This window comes from Pseudomonadota bacterium, assembly GCA_022572885.1.
Taxonomy (GTDB): domain Bacteria; phylum Pseudomonadota; class Gammaproteobacteria; order Steroidobacterales; family MnTg04; genus MnTg04.
The window spans coordinates 1-17,124 of the sequence record JACZVC010000038.1 but is presented as its reverse complement, the minus strand read 5'-3'; the positions used below and the strand labels follow the sequence as shown (position 1 = coordinate 17,124).

The window sequence follows — 17,124 nt, the reverse complement described above, 5'->3', positions numbered from 1 at the left end:
TTGTTGTGGCGAGGAACTTATTTGCTGAAGATACCGACGTTAGCACGTAAAGTACGCTTGTTCCTCGAATGGAATTGGGCGGTGTTCTTTCCGCCCGACATAGCGCATCTTGGATTTGTTCGTACACCTCGGATGACCCACATCGATCAAGAACAAGACAGTGGCTCGAGTGGTCCGAACCGTGTGTAAATTGCATGAATTTTAGACATGCGATGGGTTAGCGACAAGCTGATGAGTTGGCTGGTGCAGTATTTGACTGCGCCGTCGGCCCGTTACGAGGCGTTCTCCTTCCAGGAGCCGGATGTCCTAGCGGATTACCTGCGGCCGGGGGACGTATTGCTCGTGGAAGGCAATCAACGTTTCAGCGTCGCGGTCAAGTACCTTACTCAGTCCACCTGGTCCCACGCAGCGCTTTTCGTCGGCAACGCGCTGGGCACCTCGGGCAGCGGCACCGGAGAGAATGTATTGGTCGAGGCCGATCTCGAGCATGGGGTGATCGCCGTACCACTAGTGAAATACCGGAGACTCAATACCCGAATCTGTCGGCCTGTTGGTCTGACGGCGGACGACCGCGAGCGCCTTCTGAAATTCGTCCTGGACCGCATCGGCATGGCCTATGACCTGAAGAACGTAATTGACTTGGCGCGCTACCTGCTTCCCACGCCGCCTGTGCCAGTTCGCTGGCGTCGGCGCATGCTGGCACTGGGCAGCGGTGAACCGACACGTATAATTTGTTCAACGATGATCGCTCTTGCCTTTCAGTCGATAGGTTATCCGATTCTTCCCTATGTGCGTCGTGAGAAAAAATATAGTGAGTCGGAGCAGCGTTACACGGAGCTGGAAATTCTACACATCCGGCATCACAGCTTGTTCACTCCGAGAGATTTCGCCGTGTCTCCTTATTTCCGGGTCGTCAAGCCCACCATCGAGCAAGACTTTGACTACAAGGAACTCGAATGGGATTAGCTCTAATTAACCGTCTTATTCGGCGCTTTTGGGGGTAGAATATCAATTAGATGGCGATGGCGACACCATGTCGTCGTAGCGAGTCGAAGAACGAGCCCTTCTGCGATGGGAGTCACAAGAAAATCGGCTTCGAAGTCGATTGAATGTTCCTTCACGCCCAGTTACTGGGAGGAGAGTAGGTAATGGCGGAAAATGTTTACAAGGTGATCGAGTTAGTGGGAACCAGCACTGAATCTTGGGAGAAGGCTGCCGCAGCTGCAGTCCAGAAAGCGGGGCAGAGCCTGCGAGACCTGCGCATTGCCGAGATCGGCCAACTCGACATGCAGATTAAGGACGGCAAAGTTGACACCTATCGGGCAAAAGTGAAGGTCTCCTTCAAGTACGAAGATGGTATCTGAGTAGCCTTGTAGTTGTCTCGCCTCGGCTCGTTTGATTCAAGGCAGTGGGGTGTTTGGGACAGTTAATGGGGTTGGAAGGAACAGAAGCAGAGCACCCGGATGCTGCCCTCCGCTCCCGGTGCCAGCAACAGGCTTGTGACCGTGCCTCCAACGGTGGTCATGTACTATGTCGCTGGCATATTCCAGAATAACAAATTCAGGCGCCTACCCGTGGTCAAAGGCGGCAAGATCGTCGGAGCCATCACACGCTTTGACCTGCTCCGGGTTATTCGGACACTTTCAGCGATGTCCTGATGACAGGGTCAATTGCGTTGGACCCATAAAGAAAACCGCAAAGCACCCGCAGCCATGGGGCCTCGAAACCCGAATGCGAACGTCCGCTATTGGCCGTTAGCGGCCTGTCATTTTTGCGATTTCGGTGAAGCTTGAACGACCGCTTTCGGGAAAAGCAGACATTCGCGATCTGTTCGCGAGTCCGATGGCTGCGGGACTTTTGCGGGACTCAGTCCTGCATCGTTATGCACAGTACTGCAATGTTGTCCGTGGACGACTCCTGATTAATCATTAAAAACAATCAGTTAACATCCAAGACCTGGATTCGGGAGGCAGGGGCCGACTTGGTTACTAACTATGTGGTTTCAACAGCAGCGATGCATATTTCGCCGGATAGTTGCGGTCAATTCGCGTACTCGATAATCCCAGATAATCGATGCAATCGTTCTTTGTATACCCGGGCGGCAGCTTCGCTCAAAAGCGGTCATTCAGTAGGCTCGAAAAAGGCTAATTCGACGGGCAGCTAACGGCCAGGAGCGAACATAACAAGCTCAGCCTAAACGTGACGGCCAGTGATCGCCTGAACGTTCCCTTTAATTCCGGTCCGGCCGCATCGCCTCGGGGTCAAACATCCATCCACCCTTGATTACCCGCCAGATGGTCTGGGTGTTCTTGATGTCCTCCAGGGGATTGGCGTCGAGCAAGACCAAATCGGCCAGCTTGCCGGGGTCGAGTGTGCCCAGCTCGTTTTCCGCACCCACCGCTTCAGCCGCCTCCTGGGTGGCGATACTGAGCACCTCGAGCGGCGAGAGTCCAGCTTGGACAAAATACTCCAGCTCCCAATGCAGGAATCCCGCGCCTTGATCGGTTCCAGCGTGGAGCTTCACCCCGAGGCGATGTGCGTCACGAACCGCGGCCAGTTGGTCCGCCCAGTACCCACGGAGCAGCTGAGTGTCGAGTTGACGCAAGAAAGGCGGCACGAGTGGGACGGACGCTGGCACCTCTTTCCGACGTCCGGGGGCGTCGCGCAGTAGGAGGGCCTGTCCTCCGCGCACCGCCAGGGTCGGATCCCAACGAGTGCCCGACATGGCAAGCATCGTGAGAACATCCTTGTAAACGCGACTCGGGCCTGCGGCATGCTCGAGAAAGGAGTAGCCCAGGATTACGTTCTGGGTAATTTCTTGTACAGTGGTCCCGTGCCCAGCAACCGGAAGACGAAGCCGGCGAGCCTCCTCGGCAGCAGCACGCTGCAACGGCCTCGATATCGTGTTGTAGATCTTGATGAGCTGAGCAGCACGGTCCTTCCACAAGCGGACATAGCTCCGAGCATCCTGTTCGCTGCCGATGTACTGGGCTCCGAGGTTTGGCTCCGTCGAGAACGACCGCGGTGCCGAGGCGGATTCTTCCCAACCCCAGCCCAGAGAGCGTACCGAAGTGACCCCGTATGAAAGGAAGGCTTCGGGATCTCCACCGTGGATGTGCAGGTCGAACAACCCCGGAATGGCGAATCGGCCCTGGGTATCGACTATCGTCGTTTCGCTGGGGAGCGGCCTGGGCTCCGGGCCGATCCTGAGAATTCGGCCTTCTTGGATCAGCAGAGACGTCTCCAGCCCGAAGCCTCCCGCGCGGAAATCCAACACGCGAACGCGTTGCAAGAGGACGGGGTCCGGCACCGGCGTTTCGGCTGGACTGAAGGACTGCTTGAGCGGTGGAACGGGGTCTCGAACCTGGAGACTGACTTTCGCGCGGAAGGGTATGGGCTCCCAGGCGCCACTCGACACATCGATCTTCCAGATTCGTCCTGCTTCACCCAAATAGATGTCTCCGTTCTCCGGTGCCGGTGCAAACCGCCGGGCCCAGCCCCGTCGCCGCGATAATGGAGCGATGAAGATCTCGGGTCCCTCTTGGACAGGGACGAACACCAAGTCCTCCGAGGCGGGAACCCACGAATCCCAGAACACATGCGAGCGCCGGTAGTAGAGCCCGTCGCCGGTGGGGCTGGCTGCGAAGCAATCGGGGTAACCGGCAATCGTCCGAAGGGTCGATAGGGTGCCCCCTTCATCCATCACCTCGACTCGGGTAGTGGCTTCCGGGTTGGAATTCCAATCATCCGATTTCGGCTCGATCACCGTCCATGCCAAACGACCGTCAGGCAGGAAAAATACGGCCCGGATGAGCTGGGGGTCCACCGTGACCGCTTCCACGTCCCCCTCCCCATGCACCACTAGCCGGCGTATGACGGCCGGCGTGGTCGGTGTCGGACTCTCTCCGACTTTCCAGGGCTGAGGCGAGTCGCGGGCCTGGCGAGTGAAACTCAGATATACGAGGCCCTCGCCATCCTTAGTCCACGCTGGCCGGGCGGCGGACAGCTCATGGGTGACTTGGCGGATTTCTCCGGACGACAGATTCAGCAGAAAGATGTTGCCTTCGCTCCCGTCCCGGTCTGACGTAAAGGCTAGGAGACTGCCATCGGGGGAGATCACGGGGTCGGTATCAAAATAGGGTCCAAAGGTGAGTTGCATTGCCTCACCGCCTTCGCTTGACAAGCGAAACAGTTTGCCGAGAAGTGTGAGGATCAGAAATTCCCCATCGGGGGAAACAACCACATGGGGAGCCGTGACCTCGGTGGTCTCGAACTCGATGATGCGCAAGTCGTCGTCTTGGGCGGCGGCGGTATTCAACAGCACCAATGTCACAAGGACGAGTGCGAACCAGATGGGGCGCGAGTGGAGCATGGTGGCCTCCCCCTAGATTTCCAATTCTTACAGTCTAATTGCTCGCACGCACGATGTCCGCTTTGGGTCGTAAGCGGACATTAGAAGCAGTCTAGATCAGCACTTCCGGAATGTCCGCTTTCGGCCAATACCGGCCGTTCGCTTCTAACGTAGCTTGGAAAGTACACTGCTAAACTTGGTTTTCCAATTCGGAAATACTCGTTCCGACGGCTAGTAGGCCGATAGCTCCCCAAGGACTGGACCCAATGTCAGCCCAAGCCTGGGAGGCGGTGTTTTGGGACACCACGAGCGTCGCGGAATGGCGCTTCACTTAACATCGGCAGGCCGCTAATATCACCTAAATATTGCGTATCGTCGCCGCCCGATATCGAAACCAAGGAGTACACCGAAGATGCGATCGATCAAAGTAAGCAGGCGAATCCCCTCGGCACCTGCAAAAGTCTGGGCGGTGCTCGCCGACTTCCCGAACATTGCGACGTGGAACACAGGTGTCACGAAGTCATTCGCGACGTCCGACAGCACGGGCGGCGTAGGCGCACAACGGCACTGCGATCTGGCCCCATTTGGCGAACTCGAAGAAACCGTCAAAGAATGGGACGATACACGCCGCATGGTCATCAGCATCGACTCGGCGAAAAAACTGCCTATCGCCCACGGTGAAGTCACATTCGTTCTTAGCCCTACGGACGACGCTACCGAGGTAAGCGTCAACTACGCCTACAAGCCGAAGTTTGGCTTACTCGGGCAGATCATAGGTTACGTTGCCCTGGACGGACAGCTTACCAAGGGTTTCAACGGGTTTCTGAAAGACCTGGACGCGGCCTCCCAGCGATAGCGTGAATATTAACCGTTAATGAGTGTCCGCTTTGGGTTGCGATTTCAACCGGTCGACGCAACACAAAGCAATGGTATGGACTCCTCCTCCCCTAAACGGCATCTAGGCGCCACACTGGTAAGCGATACCACCAGCCAACCGGTTTAAGTACTTCTGGCGGGATTGAGAAGAGATGCTCTTGGCCGCGATCCTCCCGGGCAGATGAAAGGCTCGGTATTGACAAGTTAAATCATTTGAAGCCCGATTACAGAAAATAAACGATCGCCAGGAATCCAGTGGTCGTCATCGTCAGAACATATGGCAGAGCCATGACCACCATTCGCACATAAGAGAGCCGAATCAACGGCGCAATTCCTCGTCCCGGTAGTGCGGGTCCGTCCAACAACGAGGTAAGTCTTCGCCAGAAGGAAAACAAAGCTCAGACTTGATGAACTGTTCAGGATCCTGTGCTTCCTCACCGTACTGGAGACTGCCCGACACGGAGTCTTTGTAGGGAGAGAAAAGTTCTTCCAGATCCAGAATTTCGACAAGGTGCGTGGATTTTTTTTCTTTTAGCAACATAGCTCAAACCTTTGCCAAGATTAGCCGAGACATTTTAGTTTACCCCAGTCGCTTGATCCACTCCCGCATGAAAGCCTGTATGGCCCTCGGCAGCCGAAACCGGAATATGCAGATCAGCCAAGCCAAGTCTCGAATCAGGTTTGGACCCGATCAGACGCTAAATTTAGCCCCTTGTAAGTCATTGATTTATATAAGGGAAAAACTTCGATCTGAAAATCACTCATATTGCCTTTTTAGGCGATAAATACCAATACAATCAATAGGTTAAGGTGTTTTAGGTGTCATCAAAAATCGCGTACAGTGCCCTCAAATGTGTCGTTCGGGTCTACTTTTCCCGTCGCGGTAGAAAAACGGCATGAAATCCGTAGAGGTTCAGGTTATATGGTGACGCAAATTGACCAATCTTCTCCTACACTTAAGAAGTAACTCGGAAGGTGGCAGTATGTCTTGGGCTATCTTTTTTCCAGTGGTGGCAGCAATACTTGTGACGGTATTGATCCTTATTTTTCTCTACTGGCTAGTCTCTCACCTTACTTGAGCGTGGTTCTACTGTTGTCCGCTTTCGGCCAGAAGCGGCCGTTCAATCGCACTTGCGATCTCATCTAAGAATCTGTCGATTATCACCGAAGCGAGCGGTCGTTCACGTTCGATTCATTTTCCAACTGGTATAGTCTGTCAGGTTCAAGAACTCAAAATCTCATCCGAAAGTGAATTCTCATCATTGGGGAAACGAAAATGAAAGCGCTTATTGTTCTCGGCACGTTGGTTTTGTTCAGTTTTGTCGCCGGATGCGGCAGCAACCCCAGCAACTCTTCGAACTCAACCCCGGTGTCGGTTACGGTCGACGAGGTCGACCAGAAACGGATGAATGTTTATTACGAGAAAGGCTCTGATACGCCGTACACAGGCGCCGTCGTCGACTACTACCCGAGCGGAGAAAAGGAATCCTCAATTCAAGTCGAGCTAGGGCTCCCTGTCCGTACCGTCGGCTGGTACAGAAACGGGCAGAAATCGCGTGAAGCGAAACGCAGTGCCGATAAGTCGGTGTATGTAACCGAGTGGTACGAAAATGGGCAGATGAAATCGACGCATTGGCTCAGCAACGGAAAGAAGCAATGTTCCGCGGAGTGGGATGAGGCGGGCAATATGCAGCATCAGTCTGGCAGTGGCTGCGGTGAAGGCGAATCAGCCCCGGAAACAAGTGCCGCTAGTTCAACGTCTTCCATAAGCTCGGACCAGGTGGAGAAAAGGCGCGAGGTGCTCTTCTTCAAGAAAGGTCCTGAAGAACTTTTTACTGGACTGGTCATCGAGAAATACGCACACGGACAGACAAAGGCGGCTGCAAACATCGTTGACGGTCGTTCGGACGGCTCGACGACTGAATGGTTCCCGACTGGACAGAAGAAACGGGAAACAAAAGTCGATCGCAGCCTTAAAGGTCATATAACGGAATGGTACGAGAATGGGCAAATGAAATCGGACCAAAACACGAATGGTGGAGGTCCTGACGGGCTTGTTACAGAGTGGTACGAAAACGGCCAGATGAAAACTCAAGAGACCTTCGTCAATTGGCACGGTCAAGGTGAAACAAGCTGGTACGAGAGCGGCCAGATAAGAGCCGAAGACACGTTCTCGCGCAGGGACGGCGGGACAGGGGCAGCCACAACGTGGTACGCGAACGGTCAAATGAAATCTCAAGAGATGTTCGTCAACGGGCGCGGTCAAGGTGAAACAACCTGGGATGAAAGCAGCACGAAGTTAACACTTCATGCTGAGGCGGAAGAGGCCTTGCAAATAAGCGGTGGATCCAAGGCTGCCGTCGCCAGAGACAGCAAGGCGATCGACGTCGAGCAGACTGAGAGACGACAAGACGGACTGATCTATAAACTTGGTTCTGATACTCCTTTCTCAGGTTTGATCCGGGAAGTCTGCTCGCGTAAGAAAAAGAAGTCCGAAGTGCACTATGTTGACGGGAAGCCCGCGGGTCTGACGACCCGATGGTGGGCTAACGGTGAAATGCAGTTTTCGGGAAGCTTCGAAAGCGGAAGGCCCGCAGGACTAAGAACTGACTATTACCAAGATGGGCAAAAGAAGACCGAAGCGAACTATGTTGACGGGATCCTCACCGGGCTGAGAACGGATTATTACCAAAATGGGCATAAGGCAACAGAGAGCACCCTCGTCGATGGAGTGCCCAACGGTATCTCTGCGTCCTGGTACGAAAACGGCAACCTGCAGCAGGAAGCGATGCTGGTTGATGGCGTTCCGCATGGTCTGGTGACCACCGGTTACTGGAACGGACTGAAAAAATCCGAAGACAACTACGTGCATGGGCAAGAAAAACAGGAGGGCCCCTCGACAAAGTGGAACGACAAAGGACAGGTCGAATTTCAGGGAAGCTACCAGTCCGGCAAGTTCACGGGCGAGGTGATTCGTTGGACGGGCAATGGGCAAGCCTTCATTGAAGAGAAATTTGTCGACGGAACACAAGTTGAATACGCCGAAGAACTGGGGAGCGAACACGCCAATGGTCAACTAAGAGCCGAACAACGTTGGGTCAATGGAAAGCGGCAGGAAACCCTCTGGTACGAGAATGGACAAAGGGAGCGCGTTTCAACGGTTGGCGATGACACGGAAGACGGCCAAACGACTCAATGGTACGAAAACGGACAGAAAGAAGTTGAGTACAGGAAGGTTTTCGGTGTGACAGAAGGCCTCGTGACCTACTGGTACGAAAATGGTCAAAAGAAATTAGAGGGTACCGTCGTCCACGGCAAGAAAGAGGGCGTCGAGACCGAATGGTTTGAAGACGGTCGTAAGAAGTCGGAAATCAATTATATAGCCGGCAGGCCTGAATACCTGACGGCCACTCCCGCAGATCCGCCGCCGTTTAAGGCTTCGGTCGTACTTGAACCGGGCACAGACGTTGTGTATGGCATGCACCGTGGCTCGGTCCGTTTCTGGAACACGGCTATTCAGTCGGTGAGCGACGGCCGGTTCTCGGGTAATACGGCGGTAGTGTCGCCAGGCGCCACGGTACAAATGACAGGGAACTGGGAGATCGGACCTGTAACCGACCCCGGTAAATGCCCAGGTTGCAATGTGCAGATTTATATCGCGTGGGTGCCCGATGCGGCCGATCGAGGTGCCTGGCCTCCGAATCAGGGTTTATGGAAGGGAATGGCCAACTCCGTCAAGCCAAATTCCGAACCGAGCGGCAGCTTTGACTGGACTAGCCAAGCGCCCACCGCGCCAGGGGTGTACTACGTGGGAAGGGGCCAGACACTGGACTTCGCGTTCAAGCGGCTGACGCAAGGCGAACCCGGCGCTCCAACAGCAGGGCCCGATACTGTCAAGGCGGCATCATTTAGGATTGAGGTGCGGGCCGAAGCTGCAAATTAGGAACGACCACGTACGCCCGCAAGTAGCTTCGCATACTGATGAAGATTGAATGTCCGCTTTCGGCCAGTTTTGGTCACTCGGAGATCGAAGCGCGAACTTGCCGAGAACCTACCGTGCGACAATCGTTAGCTGCCATATACAGAATTATTCAGGTCACCAATCTCACCACAATCATAATGATCGTGATCAGCAGCATAACGAGCGACGGGTAAAACGTGAGCGCGAATCCCAATGCACGTGAAGGCCCACCGCCTTCATAACGACGGATGAACAGCCAGCGGCCAACGAAGAATAGCCCTGCTGCTGCCAAAACCCCTGAAATCCAGGATACCGGCATGACAACGGCCCATATCAAATGCACCACAATCGCGAGTAACGCTTGTTCAAGCGTATTCTGCAGTGTGGCCTGCAGTACTTTCGCTTGCGGCGTTCCAGTGGTCAGGCCTGCGCCATTGATGTCTTCAGGTGTGTGAAACCGGTGTTGCCCTACCATGCCAATACAACGGACCAGCCACACTATTACTAAAATATCCGCCTTCAACGTGAAGGCCAGTCGCTCGCCTACAGTGGAGTCCGGTGTTAATGATGTCGGGATGAATGCGATTCCGGCGCTGAGCACCACTATGGTTATAATCGCGCCGGTTATTACTCCATTGATAACAGCACGTTGCTTATCGGTCAGCGCCATTTCGAATGTTGCCCGTCCAGGAAATATATGCGGCGGCCAGGGGCGCGACTGTGATCACTAATAGAATGAATACTAGTTGCAGTGACGTGTGTTCTACACCTGCGACAGAATGACTATACCCATGAGTAACTTGCACAATCAGATGTAACGCAATTATTGCAAGCAACGCATATTTTTCAAATTTCACAGGCGTCGCCATTACATCCCGGCTTTTGACCGCCGACCTTATCCCTTACCAGCGGTAGGAAGAGAAGAAGACCGTACAGAAAATACGCGGGCACCTGCAGGCACAATATGCGCGTTGCGTAGACCCCTGTAAAGACTTTACTGCTTTTTCTATCAACAACAACGATCTCACCGACGGGGGTTTCCCCTAGCGGTGAGTTCTCTGTTGATAGGTCAACTCGGCGAAACCAATCCATTTGAGCCGTTCGTTTTGCTTGTCGTACGCAATCGGGGCAGTTCTGGTTGTAATACAAGACAATTTTCGTCATGTCACGGCTCCCTCATCATATCGGGCAATAGTTGGGATTAAAGGCGACACTCTACCCGACTCCGGGCTGCCACAATATAATTGTTGATCTTACGTGCGCATTTTTGCCAAGCGCAGTTTGGCTGAATACAACAATATTTTCGAATACAGTTTGTGAAATCCAAGCAGGAGGCTGAATCCGCTGCCAATCTCGAGCTTACCAGTTTTTCTATTCTCTACTGGAACGACCGCTGAACCAAAAAATAACAGCGTCTTGGGTTGGCCAGTAGCTACTATCGGTGAAACCATAAACCAGGATCGGGTTCGCCCTCGATAGTCGCGCATCAATAGTTGTTCTTCTGTCCGCTGTTCCACAGTCCAAGCCGCGAATGCGTCGATCGAACCGTCTGATAGTTGTTTGGCCTCATAGTCAGACGACGGTTTGGCAGCGAGGTGCTTTAGGATTGCACGTTCTAGCTTGAACACCGGCGTGGTGTAGAACGAGAACACGAATTCGGAGAGTACCACCGCCCCATCGATGTCCACTGAAAAACAATCAGTATAGGCTTCAGCATCTTCGGATGGCGATCTATTGCGGTACTGGTTCAGAAGAGCGCCTTCGGGCATGGGGCATGCATTAATGGAAAACATTATTAAACCGGCTGATACATGACGATATCTCGTATTACGGAAAACCAACGATAAAGCATCTTCCCGCTCTTGAGCAGTCGCTTTCGCCTAAGAGCGGCAGGTCAAGTGATAGATTTTCGACCGACTGAAATCGCAGTCGATTCTCGCCGTTCAAGACTCTACCATCTCAACGGCAGCTATCGGGTGCAAAGCGGACATAGCCCAAAAGAAAAGCCCCGCAAGAAGCGGGGCTACGAGTTAGATATATGTCGGGTAGGGGTTCAGGACGATCATTCGTGCATTGGGCCATCTGACATGTCCTACAGGGTCTTTAGAGGGCCGTCCCTGGCTCATAATTAATCGTGCCAGTGGAAATTGTTGTAGTGGACCAAGTTTTTGGTCAGCGATTGCCGCTGATGAAATAGAGCAACTCCGACTGCGCGTCTGTTAACGCGGCTTCCGTTTCTTCGAGCTCGGTGGACACTTTGATCCATTTCTCGTTATCAGATTCTGGAACAGTATGGCTCTGATCGTCATATTTAATGTTTGCGGTAAATTCGAGGAGTTTTTCTCTCAGGATTTGTACTCTTTCCTCGGCGTCGCGAACCGCCTTTTTTAACTCGCTTTCAGTGGTGCTCATACGGATTTCTCCAGTCGTGCCAGCTCATTTGGCAATCGCCCCGCGTCATTGACCGGAGCAAGTTTCCACAACCGCTACGATGAGCAGGCCAACAGCAACGACAAATCCCACGCGCTTTAATAGCATCACTTCTTTTGTCATGCGTTCTTTTTTCCTGGCCACGTTTGCTTCGAGATCACCCTCGCGCCCCGCCACATAGTCTTCCGCGTGGTCTTTGTGTTTTCCTGAGTAAAGGCCGGCCTGCAATTTGTCCTTTACCACCTGCAGGGTGTCGTCGTCGAATTCATCCAGCCGATCTTGCGGAATAAAGTCTCGCCAGCTCATTGGCGAATTATTGCGCCAGTATCAGTGCTGTTCAAGGGAAACGCGGAAAACGACCGACTCAGATCGCCTGAGATACACGATCACCCATCATCCTGGGCTCTACCCATAGGGCCGTCCTTGGCCCTTTATCGCTGTTTAGCTTTGGTCAATCGGCGTTATCGTGGCTTTGCTTTTTGGGGTACCCTCTAACGCATGACAACGACCAGATAGTGTGGTCAGTGCTTGCTCGGCGTCATACGCCCATCCAAAAATAGTTTCTCCGGCTGTGCGCATTGTTTGTTCATCTCCTGGATCTTCTGCCCCCGACAACAAATCGCTCAGCATTTTTATTTGTCCGAGATTTTTAGTGAGCTTATCCGTAGCACGAATTGCGGCCACTCTATTGGCTTCTTCTGAATGATTGCTGCTAGTCATGACGCACCCCCCTTGTTCGACGTCAATGGAGTTCCGTTCCAAGGGTTAAGCCCATTCCGCCTACAATAAAGGGCAAACATCAATTCCCGTAAGTCTAGTTCCTTTCTGTGGGAAGTAATGCGCTTACTCGCACGAACTGCGACCTTTTTACTGTTTTCCTCTGAATAATTGTTTCCAGTCATGATTAGCTCCTATAAGAGCCAGCAGGCACAAAAAAGCACGACCACCCGTATGAGTAATCGTGCCTTAATGTTGATAACATCAGCGTTAGCCATTGCTAGCATACCGTTGCTGGCGAAGGTTAGGGGCCTTGGGGTGTTTGCGCACTCCAAGGTTCCGCTTATTAAAATACGCCGATGAGTTACAAAGTCAACCGGCCTGGGGAAATCGAAATGATTAGCGCAAGAGGGAGGTTCAAATGACGAAACCTGTATGTGCGGTTGTGGGTGTCGGACCTCAGAACGGTGCCTCGTTTGCGCGGCGATTCGCTTCGGAAGGATACGCCGTCGCCTTGTTGTCTCGAAAGATTGAGTATTCCAGCAACCTCGCGGCCGAAATTGAATCGGCCAAGGCTTACGCCTGCGATGTCACCGACCCATCAGCTGTCGAAACTGCATTCTCAGCAGTTCGCACCGATATGGGAGAGATTGATGTACTCGTGTACAACGCCGGTTCCGGGGTGTGGGGAAACATAGAAGAGCTGAGCGCACACGACTTTGAACAGTCATGGCGCGTTAACACGATGGGTGCGTTCCTTGTTTCCAAAGAGGTCATCCCATCGATGAAAGAGAAAAGGGCCGGCACCATCATATTTGTTGGCGCCACCGCGTCTCTGCGCGGCAAGCCGTTTACCACTGCATTCGCGCCGGCAAAAGCGTCTCAGCGCAGTCTGGCCCAGGCAATGGCCCGGCACCTCTGGCCAAGCGGAATCCACGTTTCACTCATCATCATCGATGGCGGCGTCAAATCTCTGGCCTCAGATGTTCACGTAGAGGCACCCGAAACGCTGAACCCGGATGACATAGCTACGACCGCATATTTTCTATCACAGCAACCGCGCTCGGCCTGGTCATTTGAAGTTGACGTGCGACCTTCACAGGAAAGTTGGTAAATGGTCGGGTGAGAAGATTTGAACGTCCGGCCCCTGCCTCAAATATCGCCGGACAGGCAGCTATGAAAAATTACTGGCGTGAATTGCTACTGCTATTGATCGTCTTGGCCTCATTCGTTGGCATGATGTCGCTGGAGCCGATGCGCCAAAGCCTCGCCTATCACAATTTTGCCGATCTACGGCCTTGGCTGGGTATTCCCAACTTCCTCAACGTCGCCTCAAATCTCGCCTTCCTTTTCGTGGGTATCGTGGGACAGATTTTCTGTCGGCGAAATCGCCCGGCAGAGGCTCCGTGGTCATGGACGATCTTTTTTCTTGGTGTGGCGGTGGTCGCTTTGGGCTCCGGCTATTATCACTGGAGCCCGAGCAGCGGGACCCTGGTCTGGGATCGACTGCCCATGACGATCGGATTCATGGGCTTATTTATCGGCATCCTGACAGAACATGTCAGCGAGCGATTGGAAAGGACGCTATTGATCCCGGCTTTGCTACTGGGCTTTGCCAGTGTGGTGTACTGGGATTTTGCGGACGATTTGAGATTTTATTACTGGATTCAGTTGATACCTCTGCTAACCATTCCTGTCGTCCTGTTGCTGTTTCCTGGCCGCTATACGCATCAAAGATATCTGATATACGCATTAGTATTTTACCTGCTGGCGAAATATTTCGAGGCCTATGATGCAGAGATTTACTCGTTCACACAGCAAGTAGTTGGCGGTCATTCAGTCAAACACGTCAGCGCCGCCGTTGGTTCATACTTTATTTACCTCATGCTAAGGCGGAGACTTCCACGATAACGCCTCGTATCACAATCCGACTAAAACCGCCGTCGAAAGCGGACATAGGTAATCACAGACCTTTTGTCAGTTTTGGCAGTGAGTGGTCTGGGGATCTAAAAACATCATTTTTGAGCAGATTCCTGCCCAATTGCTACCCACAGTGCTACCCAAACGTAAAAGGGCTACACCCGAAAAGATGTAACCCTTTGATTTATATGGCGCGCCCGGAGAGATTCGAACTCCCGACCGCCTGGTTCGTAGCCAGGTACTCTATCCAGCTGAGCTACGGGCGCATTGTTTTTTCAAATTGTAGATGGCGGAGAGGGAGGGATTCGAACCCTCGAAGGGCTTTTAACCCTTACTCCCTTAGCAGGGGAGCGCTTTCGACCACTCAGCCACCTCTCCGTTCTTGCTTTTGATCTGGCAACTCGTGCCAGATTTTCGAAACTTTCGCTTGGCCTCGTCAGGGCATTTGCGGAATTCCTGTCAATTTACTAAAGGTCAGTCCGCTCCGATCATCGACCATTTTCATAACTGTATCGGCGGACTGTCTCCGTTCTCTCCTTTTCTTGCCTTTTGGACCAGCAAAGGGGCGCAAATGATACTGGCACGCCCGCCTCTGGTAAAGGGTTTGCCATCGGCTGTCAGGTATCGCTTTCGGCGTCTTCTGGGTCGGCGTCGGCCGCGGCCTCCGCCGCTGCCTTTGCGGCCAGTTCTTTCTGAATTCTTATGAAAATCTCTTCGCGGTGTACGGATATTTCTTTTGGTGCGTTGATGCCAATCCGGACCTGATTGCCTTTGACCCCCAGCACTGTGACGGTTACATCTGTCCCTATCACCACCGTTTCTCCAACTCGCCTTGTCAGAATCAGCATCTTGCTATCCTCCATGCCCTTTTCGGGCGATCCCTCTTTTATTATTCCTTTAGTCCCAGGCTTCCTAGCTGCCCGGGTTGGACCGGTCCGCTCAGCCTTGCCTGGCCGCGGGTTCCTGGTCCAGTCCGAAGGCGTCGTGCAAACAGCGTACGCCGTCTTCGAGTCTTGCCTCGTCCACCAGCACCGAGATGCGAATTTCCGATGTGGACAATATACGCAAGTTAATGCCCTGCTCCGCCAGGGCCGCCAGCAGAATCGCACCAACACCGGCATGCGAGCGCATCCCGGCGCCCACTACCGATATCTTCGCCACCCTTTCTTCGGTGCGGACTGCGGCGCCGTCCATGCCTTCCGCCGCTGCCCGAACCAGCTCACCGGCTCGCTCATGATCCTGCCGGTGAACGGTAAAACTGATATCCACGTGACCGTCGCGGGGCGCATTGAGGACGATCATGTCCACATCTATGCGCGCGTCCGAAAGCGGCTTGAGAAGCTGGAGCGCCATGCCAGGCTGGTCCGGAATGCTGGTGACGGTAATTTCCGCCTCGTCCCGGTTAAACGCTATCCCTGACACCACCGGTGCTTCCACATCCGCCTCCTGCAGACTGATCAGCGTTCCGCTGCCCGGCCGGAAGCTGGACATCACCCGCAAGGGTACCTTGTATTTGCTGGCGAATTCCACTGCACGGTTCTGCAGCACCCGTGATCCCTGGCCTGCGAGCTCGATCATTTCCTCAAATGTCAGGTGCTTTAGCAGCCGCGCCTGCGGGACCATGCGTGGGTCGGTGGTATAAACGCCGTCCACATCGGTCAGGATCTGGCACTCGTCGGCACCCAGCGATGCGGCCAGCGCGACGGCCGTGGTATCCGAGCCGCCACGCCCGATGGTGGTCGTATTGCCCTGTTCATCGACACCCTGAAACCCGGCCACGACCGGGATACAACCCTCATCGATATCGCGGCTAAGTACCTCGGTATCGACAGCGGTAATGCAGGCCTTGCCGGGGACCGATTCGGTCCGAATCCCAATCTGGGCGCCGGTATAGGAGCGCGCTGGACAACCGAGGCGCCGCAATATGATCGCCATGACCGATACCGCGACTTGCTCGCCGGTGGCCAGCAGAGCATCGAGTTCCCTGGGATCGGGATCGGGACAGGCGCTATTGGCCAGATCGTTCAGCCGGTCGGTGCTGTCCCCCATCGCGGACAGGACCAGGACCACCTGGTGGCCTTGTTCGCGCAGTTCCATGGCGCGCCGCGCGTGGTTTTCCATCAACGCCACCGACGCGACCGAGGTACCGCCGTATTTCTGGACGATCAGTGACATGTCACAGGCTTGCTCAACTCAGCACGACACGATCAGCCGCTGAGCGCAGCCTCGACCAGCGAGGAAACACTGGCCAGCGCCTCATCCAGCTTCGATGGATCGTTGCCACCGGCCTGGGCGAAGTCTGGCCGGCCGCCGCCCTTGCCGCCGACCGCCTTGGCCACGATGCCGATAATCTGGCCGGCATTGAGGACTTTGAGTTGATCCTTGCTGACCCCGGCTGCCAGGCGAACCTTGCCGTTATCGGCCGCGCCGAGCACAACCACGGAGCTGCCCAGTTTATTCTTGAATTGATCCACGGCGTCCCTGAGTGCTTTTGCATCTGCACCATCGATACGCCGGGCCAGTACTTTCACTCCGTGCACGTTCACCGCCTCGCTGACCGGGTCTGCGCCCTGTCCGCTGGCCAGTTGGCCACGCAGCGTGGTCAGCTCTTTTTCGAGCTGGCGGTTACGCTCGACCAGGTTGCGCACTTTGCCGGCCAGTTCCCCGCGCGAGGCCTTGAGCATCCCGCCCAACGCATTGATCGCATCCTCTTCCGCCTGCAACCAGGCCATGGCGCCCTCGCCGGTCAGCGCCTCGATCCGGCGGATGCCGGAGGCCACGCCGGTTTCCTGGGTAATCTTGAAAAAACCGATATCGCCGGTGCGCCGAACGTGGGTGCCGCCACACAGCTCGGTCGAAAAATCGCCGA

At 54.3% G+C, this 17,124-nt stretch carries 20 protein-coding genes and 2 tRNA genes; 8 read left to right on the top strand and 14 right to left on the bottom strand.

Going from position 1 to position 17,124, the window contains the following annotated elements; genetic code table 11:
- The first annotated feature begins 207 nt into the window (after positions 1-207).
- From IIA05_12000 to IIA05_11985, 4 genes are all read left to right on the top strand, one after another.
- Positions 208-966: a lipo-like protein gene (locus IIA05_12000; GenBank protein ID MCH9027814.1), complete on the top strand. Its 759-nt coding sequence runs from the start codon at positions 208-210 to the stop codon at positions 964-966.
- A 50-nt stretch (positions 967-1,016) separates the two neighbouring features.
- A complete protein-coding gene (locus tag IIA05_11995) occupies positions 1,017-1,109 on the top strand; it encodes a CDGSH iron-sulfur domain-containing protein (GenBank protein MCH9027813.1) in 93 nt (30 codons plus the stop codon).
- Between the two features lie 39 nt (positions 1,110-1,148).
- The gene (locus tag IIA05_11990) at positions 1,149-1,364 is read left to right on the top strand and encodes a dodecin domain-containing protein (GenBank protein ID MCH9027812.1); all 216 of its coding nucleotides are present in this window, start codon (positions 1,149-1,151) and stop codon (positions 1,362-1,364) included.
- 99 nt (positions 1,365-1,463) lie between these two features.
- A complete protein-coding gene (locus tag IIA05_11985) occupies positions 1,464-1,658 on the top strand; it encodes a CBS domain-containing protein (protein ID MCH9027811.1) in 195 nt (64 codons plus the stop codon).
- 572 nt (positions 1,659-2,230) lie between these two features.
- On the opposite strand, the gene IIA05_11980 is transcribed toward IIA05_11985, so the two are convergent.
- Positions 2,231-4,372: an amidohydrolase family protein gene (locus tag IIA05_11980; protein ID MCH9027810.1), complete on the bottom strand. Its 2,142-nt coding sequence runs from the start codon at positions 4,370-4,372 to the stop codon at positions 2,231-2,233.
- Between the two features lie 391 nt (positions 4,373-4,763).
- Between IIA05_11980 and IIA05_11975 the strand changes: the two genes are divergently transcribed.
- Positions 4,764-5,207 carry an SRPBCC family protein gene (locus IIA05_11975; GenBank protein ID MCH9027809.1) on the top strand — a complete coding sequence of 148 codons (444 nt, stop codon included), beginning with the start codon at positions 4,764-4,766 and terminating at the stop codon, positions 5,205-5,207.
- A 244-nt stretch (positions 5,208-5,451) separates the two neighbouring features.
- Here the strand turns inward: IIA05_11975 and IIA05_11970 are convergent, their stop codons facing one another.
- The gene (locus IIA05_11970; GenBank protein MCH9027808.1) at positions 5,452-5,526 is read right to left on the bottom strand and encodes a hypothetical protein; all 75 of its coding nucleotides are present in this window, start codon (positions 5,524-5,526) and stop codon (positions 5,452-5,454) included.
- A 20-nt stretch (positions 5,527-5,546) separates the two neighbouring features.
- Entirely contained in the window at positions 5,547-5,768 is a 222-nt protein-coding gene (locus IIA05_11965) for an acetyltransferase (protein MCH9027807.1), read from the bottom strand.
- 735 nt (positions 5,769-6,503) lie between these two features.
- Between IIA05_11965 and IIA05_11960 the strand changes: the two genes are divergently transcribed.
- The gene (locus IIA05_11960) at positions 6,504-9,170 is read left to right on the top strand and encodes a toxin-antitoxin system YwqK family antitoxin (protein ID MCH9027806.1); all 2,667 of its coding nucleotides are present in this window, start codon (positions 6,504-6,506) and stop codon (positions 9,168-9,170) included.
- A gap of 148 nt (positions 9,171-9,318) precedes the next feature.
- Here IIA05_11960 and IIA05_11955 read toward each other — a convergent pair whose 3' ends face one another.
- The 6 genes from IIA05_11955 to IIA05_11930 form a co-directional block, all read right to left on the bottom strand.
- Positions 9,319-9,858, bottom strand: coding sequence for an MAPEG family protein (locus IIA05_11955; GenBank protein MCH9027805.1), 540 nt, complete (start codon positions 9,856-9,858; stop codon positions 9,319-9,321).
- A gap of 176 nt (positions 9,859-10,034) precedes the next feature.
- Positions 10,035-10,352, bottom strand: a complete 318-nt coding sequence (locus IIA05_11950) for a hypothetical protein (protein ID MCH9027804.1) — start codon at positions 10,350-10,352, stop codon at positions 10,035-10,037.
- Positions 10,353-10,441: 89 nt separating this feature from the next.
- A complete protein-coding gene (locus tag IIA05_11945; protein ID MCH9027803.1) occupies positions 10,442-10,957 on the bottom strand; it encodes a hypothetical protein in 516 nt (171 codons plus the stop codon).
- 403 nt (positions 10,958-11,360) lie between these two features.
- Positions 11,361-11,600 (bottom strand): hypothetical protein, encoded by a 240-nt coding sequence (locus IIA05_11940; protein MCH9027802.1) that lies wholly within the window; start codon positions 11,598-11,600, stop codon positions 11,361-11,363.
- Between the two features lie 45 nt (positions 11,601-11,645).
- Positions 11,646-11,924 (bottom strand): hypothetical protein, encoded by a 279-nt coding sequence (locus IIA05_11935; protein ID MCH9027801.1) that lies wholly within the window; start codon positions 11,922-11,924, stop codon positions 11,646-11,648.
- Between the two features lie 135 nt (positions 11,925-12,059).
- The gene (locus IIA05_11930) at positions 12,060-12,338 is read right to left on the bottom strand and encodes a hypothetical protein (protein ID MCH9027800.1); all 279 of its coding nucleotides are present in this window, start codon (positions 12,336-12,338) and stop codon (positions 12,060-12,062) included.
- Positions 12,339-12,756: 418 nt separating this feature from the next.
- Here IIA05_11930 and IIA05_11925 point away from each other — a divergent pair, with 418 nt between their 5' ends.
- Complete coding sequence (locus IIA05_11925) at positions 12,757-13,449, top strand: SDR family NAD(P)-dependent oxidoreductase (protein MCH9027799.1); 693 nt, start codon at positions 12,757-12,759, stop codon at positions 13,447-13,449.
- 62 nt (positions 13,450-13,511) lie between these two features.
- Positions 13,512-14,246, top strand: coding sequence for a ceramidase domain-containing protein (locus IIA05_11920; protein ID MCH9027798.1), 735 nt, complete (start codon positions 13,512-13,514; stop codon positions 14,244-14,246).
- A 198-nt stretch (positions 14,247-14,444) separates the two neighbouring features.
- On the opposite strand, the gene IIA05_11915 is transcribed toward IIA05_11920, so the two are convergent.
- From IIA05_11915 to IIA05_11895, 5 genes are all read right to left on the bottom strand, one after another.
- Positions 14,445-14,521 (bottom strand) — tRNA-Arg (locus tag IIA05_11915).
- Positions 14,522-14,542: 21 nt separating this feature from the next.
- Positions 14,543-14,633: transfer RNA gene (locus IIA05_11910), tRNA-Ser, on the bottom strand.
- 239 nt (positions 14,634-14,872) lie between these two features.
- On the bottom strand, positions 14,873-15,103 hold the full coding sequence (csrA, locus tag IIA05_11905; GenBank protein MCH9027797.1) for a carbon storage regulator CsrA: 231 nt from the start codon (positions 15,101-15,103) through the stop codon (positions 14,873-14,875).
- Between the two features lie 91 nt (positions 15,104-15,194).
- Positions 15,195-16,430 carry an aspartate kinase gene (locus IIA05_11900; GenBank protein MCH9027796.1) on the bottom strand — a complete coding sequence of 412 codons (1,236 nt, stop codon included), beginning with the start codon at positions 16,428-16,430 and terminating at the stop codon, positions 15,195-15,197.
- Between the two features lie 32 nt (positions 16,431-16,462).
- On the bottom strand, positions 16,463-17,124 hold a 662-nt coding region (locus IIA05_11895), incomplete at its 5' end, for an alanine--tRNA ligase (GenBank protein MCH9027795.1).